This window comes from Neisseria weixii (genome assembly GCF_042658245.1).
GTDB classification, from domain to species: Bacteria; Pseudomonadota; Gammaproteobacteria; order Burkholderiales; family Neisseriaceae; genus Neisseria; species Neisseria weixii.
This window is the reverse complement of record NZ_JBHSPY010000054.1, coordinates 1-6,283: the sequence shown is the minus strand read 5'-3', so window position 1 is coordinate 6,283 and position 6,283 is coordinate 1. Positions and strand designations below refer to the sequence as shown.

The 6,283-nt window shown below is 45.6% G+C and carries 7 protein-coding genes; all 7 read right to left on the bottom strand.

The window, feature by feature from the left end; all coding sequences use genetic code 11:
- Window positions 1–267: 267 nt before the first annotated feature.
- Complete coding sequence (locus ACFPVS_RS13330) at window positions 268–741, bottom strand: hypothetical protein (RefSeq protein WP_096295158.1); 474 nt, start codon at window positions 739–741, stop codon at window positions 268–270.
- A gap of 2 nt (window positions 742–743) precedes the next feature.
- Entirely contained in the window at window positions 744–1,553 is an 810-nt protein-coding gene (locus ACFPVS_RS13325; protein ID WP_157742718.1) for a hypothetical protein, read from the bottom strand.
- Window positions 1,554–1,815: 262 nt separating this feature from the next.
- Window positions 1,816–2,268 carry a hypothetical protein gene (locus tag ACFPVS_RS13320; protein ID WP_378595848.1) on the bottom strand — a complete coding sequence of 151 codons (453 nt, stop codon included), beginning with the start codon at window positions 2,266–2,268 and terminating at the stop codon, window positions 1,816–1,818.
- A gap of 9 nt (window positions 2,269–2,277) precedes the next feature.
- Window positions 2,278–3,789 carry a VENN motif pre-toxin domain-containing protein gene (locus ACFPVS_RS13315; RefSeq protein WP_269768633.1) on the bottom strand — a complete coding sequence of 504 codons (1,512 nt, stop codon included), beginning with the start codon at window positions 3,787–3,789 and terminating at the stop codon, window positions 2,278–2,280.
- Window positions 3,786–3,920 carry a hypothetical protein gene (locus ACFPVS_RS13310; protein WP_255419128.1) on the bottom strand — a complete coding sequence of 45 codons (135 nt, stop codon included), beginning with the start codon at window positions 3,918–3,920 and terminating at the stop codon, window positions 3,786–3,788. Before ACFPVS_RS13310 ends, ACFPVS_RS13315 begins: the two co-directional genes overlap by 4 nt.
- Window positions 3,913–4,410 (bottom strand): hypothetical protein, encoded by a 498-nt coding sequence (locus ACFPVS_RS13305; RefSeq protein ID WP_096295161.1) that lies wholly within the window; start codon window positions 4,408–4,410, stop codon window positions 3,913–3,915. Before ACFPVS_RS13305 ends, ACFPVS_RS13310 begins: the two co-directional genes overlap by 8 nt.
- Window positions 4,410–6,283 (bottom strand): VENN motif pre-toxin domain-containing protein (locus ACFPVS_RS13300; protein ID WP_378595847.1); only part of this gene is annotated, 1,874 nt, incomplete at its 5' end. The genes ACFPVS_RS13300 and ACFPVS_RS13305, both read right to left, overlap by 1 nt.

Genomic DNA, 6,283 nt, shown 5'->3' with positions numbered 1-6,283 from the left:
GATGCCGCTGGTGGTTTGGCGTTCGGATTGGTTTTGGCTGTTTTGGGTGGAGCGGATGTTGATGTCGCGGCCTGCAATCAGGGTAACGTCGTCTTGGACTAAAGAAATGCCGTCTGAAAAGTTGGAATTTTTCAGACGGCATTGAATTCAAATCCATAGAACGCGTGCGTGTTGGCGCACATACCCTACCTGTGGATTTTAGGGTTCATGCGTGCTACGGCTTGCTGGCGTACATATTCTACCTGTAGATTTTAGATTTCATGTAGGTTACGGCTTGCTTACTGGAAACAGTGGATGTTCCTCATCCCATCCTAATCCGTAGTCCTCAAAAATCTTTTCTAGTGCTTCAATCAAGGAAGCATTAAGTTCAGGTGGCTGCGAGCCAGGACTTTGCTCAAATGCTTCTGGATGATATTGGCGTAAAAATGCCATGCCTTTTACACTTAGACCAAAATGTGAATCAATCCAAATGACAGATTCACCATCATATGGATGATTTACTGCCAACGTGTGACAAAAATCTTTGATTCCATCATAAGAATATTCATCTGATTTGGTTAGGATGGTTTCTGGATAGATTATTGCCAAATCACAGATAACAATTCTATATATGAAATCAACAGCGCATTGTCGTTCGAATCTACTACAATCGCGTAAAATCCATGCAATAGTAATAGGCTCCAATGCTAAAACTTCTAAGAAAAATTGTGCTTGTTCTGCAAACTTTTTGTTCATTTTCATAATTACTTATTACCTAAGCTTGGAAATTTAAATTTTAATAATGGCTTATTACCATTTAAAGATGTCAACCTAGGTGACTTATGAATTTCTACTGTGGCAGTATTCATATCAGTTGCTGCGCTTGCCTTGCCAGCAGGCCGATATGCAATGGTTGAACCGTCTGGCAATCTTGCATTCCAGCAACCCACACAATTACCATGATTCATTTGCATACCCTTGCGTAATTCTTCCTGAGTCGGTTTCCTCCCTAAAAATGTTTCGGCAAATTTTTCAGCCGTAGAGTTAGGATTTTGAGAAGCAGGCATAGTTCTCGGTGTCCCTAATTTACCTATCGGTGTACCTGGCAACTTCCCCTTTTTCAATTCATTTGCCAACTGCCCAGCCCTTGCCAGCTCAGTTTGAATACGATGAGTTCTTGTTTCTTGAACATTCCTATCCACCCGCTCACGGTTTTCCAGCCTGTTTCCACCGCCGCTTTGAACATTTTCCAAACCATATTGCTGTTTGAAGTAGGCTTCATCCAGCTTTTGGTTACTGTTGCTCTCGGTTTGTCGGGGCTTACCTGCTGTACTCAGACGTTCGGCTGCATGAGATTTTGCCACGGTTTTTTTAGCAATGTTTCCACCTCTACCGCCTGCCGCCATTTCCATTTGGAAACGGGCTTCCTCGGGTGTTTGGCCGTCATTCACCGCCCATTGCCGCTGAACAGCAACAAAACCACTGTCTCCGCTATGGATAATCGGGTTTGCCGTTGGCAGCCAGTCCCGTTGTTCCGCGCGGATAAACTCTGATTTTTCATACGGCGGAAGCAAGAGTAGGGTGTGTGCCTCAGCACGCACGCGTTTTAACAGTATACAGGGTATCTGGATTTAGCTTTTATGAGGAGAATGAATGCCGTCTGAAAAATTTGACAACTTTTCAGACGGCATAGGGTTATAGGCCATAGAACGCGTGCGTGCTGGGGTACACACCCTACACATGGATTTTAGGTTTCATGCAGGCTACGGCTTGCTACCTGTGAATTTTAGAGTTCATGCAGGTTACGGCTTGCTGCCGAGGTTAAAAATACAGTCGCTACGCTTGCTTACTGATATAAAAATTTGTTTTGGAATCTGAGAAGTCTAGGTAACAGCATTCTGTTTCTTGTTTTTCATTTACTACAGTAGAAATTGGATAATTCAACAGTTTTATGCCTAAATCATCTACTTCAATGTTATTGAGACTTATAAAATTGATTTTTTTTAAATAGTTAATTATTTCATCATTTGTTTTTCCTATCCAATTTAGATAATTTTGTTCTTCAATACTAAATTTATTAGGGCTGAATATTTCCATAGCTAATAATTTATTTTCCTTATCATAAAAGCAATGTACTCCTAAATCTGGGAATACATCCATGGTGTTAATTGAGTTCGGGGACTTTTTTACTTCCTTTACCTGTGAGGAAAAAAAATGACGAATTTCTGCACGGGAGGTATCGTTGGAAACAGCAAAGTAGTTTTTTTGAGAACAAAGATATATTTTCATTTTATTTTCCTATTTGGCACTTTTAAAAGATTCTGGGTCTAGTGTTTTTGAATATTTGAGCATTTCATTTATAGCTTCATCATATTTACTACCAAATTTAGATCTAATATCTTTTACGTCCATATCAATCGCTTCTTGAAGTTTTCCTTGGTTTAATAAGCTTTTTTGCTTTGCTCTGTATGCTTCTGCTTCAGGAGAGCGTCCATAACTTTGAGTTAATCTATGATCTCCTGGCTCCATCTGAATAGCAGGACCATTTTCGCTGCTAATAGGCGCGCCTTTATAACAAGCTTGTGCGGGGCAATGATGAGAATCAAGTCCGTCATTAGCAGGCTTTTTAGTTTCAGAATGCGCACCACCTTTATATTGATTAGGCTTACTAGCCACCGCCTGACTAGGAATCTCACCCTTCGGCACTTTAATGCTGCCACCATTTCCAGCTACCGACAGCATAACATTATCATGCTTCAGCTCATTAGCCATCACTTGGAAATAACGGAAGGCTTCTGATGTCTTACCATGCTTCAGCAAATCAACCGTTTTATCCAAAGCGTTTGCTGCCGTTTTTCCCAATCTTTCAAATGGCACAATGGCAATAAATGCCAGCATCTTACCTTCCGCCGTTTCCGCTTGGGCATAAGTGCTGCCGAAATCATATATCGGGAACAAGCTTGCCAAGAGGGTATCGACTACCGGTGCACCGATATATTTTGCAGCAACCATTTCTCCGCGTTCATAGCGTTGACGGAGTCGTTCGCATTCTGCTTTGGTTTTGCAGCCTGAGGTTTTAAGCAGTTCGGCTTTGGGATTTACCAGGAGACTATTATTCTCCACCGCATTCTGCCCCAACACCCCGCCAATCTGCGCGTTCAACGCCGCTCCGCCGTCGCCGGTCGCGCCCACGATGGCCGCAATCACACCCGTGGTGGATTTGATTTCTTCTTTAATCTGCTCGGGCAAGAGGTTGGGGTTGAATTCGCCCGTCTGCGGGTCGATGGCGGTTTGGCCGTCATTGTACTGCTGCGACAAATATTGCGCCGCTTTTTCGGCGGCAACGGCTGCACTGCCGCCGCTTAACGGGTCGCCGCCGTTGATGTAGGCCAGTGTCGCGCCCAAGACGAAGTGGCCGACCAGTTGGGCGGTTTCGTTTTGATTGGCTCCGTGGCCGAAGGTGTTGCCGATGGCGGCTGCGGCGTAGGGCGACAGGGTGTTGGCGGCGGTTTGCAGGTTGGTTTTGCCGCCGAGTATGCCGGTGAGCAGAATGGTGCCGGCGTTCACTGCGCGGGATTTGCTGCCGCCTATGCCCCAGTTTCGGGCTTCGGTGCCGGCATGGCGGTAGGCTTCGGATTCGCTGATCAAGACAGCCTGGCGTTCGCTGTCGCTCAGTCGGCTGAAGGCTTCGTAGCTGCCGTCGTTTCGTGCTTTCAGACGGCCTTCAAACTCTGCTTCGGCTTTGGCTTTGTCTTCGGCGGCGGCTTTTTGGCGGTTGCTGCTGAAGGTGCGCGTAGGGTGGGCATTCATGCCCACTCGGACAGTAAATTGGAAAAGGCCGTCTGAAGATTTTGGTTTTCAGACGGCTTGTTTTTATAAAAGCACAATGAAACAAGGTGGTGGGTAGTGAGTGCCCACCCTACGCTTGCTTGCTTAATCATAGGCTAAAGCCAACGTTTCTTCTGAATCTAATTCATTTAATAAAATTACTTTATTTATAGTATCAATTTTCCATTCTGATATTATATCAGTCGATATATATTTCTCTCTTATGAGATTTTGATTCGCGATGATTGCTCCCAGCTCATGAATGATACAAATTTTTCCATTTGCTAAAAAGAATAGATCAAAGAAAACGCCGTCTAATTTCAATAATTTTGATTCAAGGCTTGGTATAGAAATACAAAAAACGGAAGAATCAAATCCAATAAATGCCTTTTGTTTGTCAGAAGAAACTAACACCTTGGGGTTAACGCCTATACTAGAAATTGCTAGGCCAATACCTAAGTTCAATTCTTTGTAGAGATTAATTAAATAACATTCATAAACCTCTTCATTTCTTTCTTGTAAAATAATATATTTATCATATTTCTTTTGTAACTCATCTTTCAACATGTTTATTAAATTGTAAGAACATTTAGCTAAAATCATTATCTGTCTCCATGTGTAAAGCGGCCTGTCGGACCAAATATTTGACCTGTTATCAGTTTGTTTCCATCCCAAATAGTTTCAAACTTCACTGATCCGCGTGGTCCCATTAAAAGGGTTTCCCGCACTACTCTTCCATTTTCTTGAACTTTAACTATAGTAGAAGGATTGGTATATGCATCTCTAAGATGCTGTGATAAATACTTACGCGTTACAGAATTATCCGGTAACCCAATGCTTTCTAATTGCCTCAACATACCGGTTGAGCGATCAATATTATGTTGATTGCCTGTTGCTCTACCTAAAAAGTAATCTAATTTTGTTCCAATTTCGGCCTGCTGATTAATGACAGTTCTTCTATTTGGTATTGGGGATTTATTGGGAAACGACATCCCTGTCTTACCTACCGCAGCAGACTCTTTTAAACTCCCCCCGCGGCCACCTGCCGTCATTTCTGTTTGAAAGCGGGCTTCCTCAGGTGTTTTTCCATCATTAATTGCCCATTGCCGCTGAACAGCAGTAAATCCGCTATCGCCGCCATGAATAATCGGGTTGGATTTTGGCAGCCAATCCCGCTGTTCCGCACGAACAAACTCGGATTTTTCATACGGCGGAAGCGCGGATACAATGCCCTGCATTTTACTGGCAATGGTAAATAATTGGCCGCGTTCTTTACTTCCTTTCGGCAGTTTGGCGGCGGCAGCTTCCATTTTACGGCTGTCGGCTTCGTATTCGCGCTTCAAGCTGGCTAAAGCTTTTTCTTTATCGGCACCGCTCATATTACTTTGGCGGATTTTCTGCTCTTCTTGAATAAAATACTCAATACTTCGTGCACCTGATTGCTTGGCAAGTTTATCCAGCAGTGCAATTTCCGTTTGTGAGAGCCAGCCTTTTTGTTTGGCAGTTTGGGAATGCAGCCAGTTATTCTCCACCGCATTCTGCCCCGCCACAGCACCAATCTGCGCATTTGCAGCCGAACCACCGGCCAAACCGCCCGATACCGCACCGAAGGCAGACGACAAGTCTTTAATCAATACCTTTTCCTGCTCGCCCAGTGCGTTCGGATTGGCTGCTGCTTCGCCAAACAGGGTTTGTGTGATGGCTTTAGCCGCCAGTTCGCTGCCTGCGCCGCTGATGGCGCCCGCTTCAAAGCTGCCGCCGTTTACAACGGCCAATACGCCGCTGTTGACAGCATGGGCAAGCAGTTGCAGCCCTTCATTCGGATGGCTGCCGTTTTGGCCGAAGGTTTGGCCGATGATTTCGGCAGTGTAGGGGCTCGCGCTGTTCACCGCTGCCTGAACTTCGCTTTGGCCGCCCAGTATGCCGGTAATCAGTGTCGTACCTGCGTTTAAGGCGCGGGCTTTGCTGCCGCCGGTTTCCCATGCTTTCACATTCTCCCGTGCTTCGTTCAGACGGCCTTGTGCGGCATCAATATCGCTTTGATTGCCGCTGAAGGTTGCGCCCATCAACTCGGTTTCAGCATTGCTGAGGGCTGCTTGGGCTTTGGCCAGTTGGTTTTGGCGGTAAACCGATACGGCTGAAGCCACATCTGCCGTTGCCTTCGCCACAATCTGCTGTTTCTCCGTCATCTTGGCCAAATCGGGCAGGGCGGCAACGGCTCGGTGCGCACTGCCGCTGTCGCTGTGGATACCCAGTTCCTGTACGGTGGTGTCTTTACCGCCTATGTTCAGACGGCCTTCGCTCAGGGTGGCGTAGGTGGTACTGCCGTCGCTGCCTTTTTCGTATTGCGGCAAAGACGGGCTGAAGCCGTCGGCGGTACCGCCGCTTAAGCCGACATTAGACGCGCTGTAGCTGCTTTGGTTTTGAATGTTTTCAAAGGTAAAGCGGTTGGCGGTCAGTTCGTTTTGCTCTTTCG

Excerpts from the sequence above, each read along its gene's own strand:
- ACFPVS_RS13305 (WP_096295161.1), bottom strand. The coding sequence starts at position 4,410 with ATGATTTTAGCTAAATGTTCTTACAATTTAATAAACATGTTGAAAGAT.
- ACFPVS_RS13320 (WP_378595848.1), bottom strand. The coding sequence starts at position 2,268 with ATGAAAATATATCTTTGTTCTCAAAAAAACTACTTTGCTGTTTCCAAC.
- ACFPVS_RS13310 (WP_255419128.1), bottom strand. The coding sequence starts at position 3,920 with ATGATTAAGCAAGCAAGCGTAGGGTGGGCACTCACTACCCACCACCTT.
- ACFPVS_RS13330 (WP_096295158.1), bottom strand. The coding sequence starts at position 741 with ATGAAAATGAACAAAAAGTTTGCAGAACAAGCACAATTTTTCTTAGAA.
- ACFPVS_RS13315 (WP_269768633.1), bottom strand. The coding sequence starts at position 3,789 with ATGAATGCCCACCCTACGCGCACCTTCAGCAGCAACCGCCAAAAAGCC.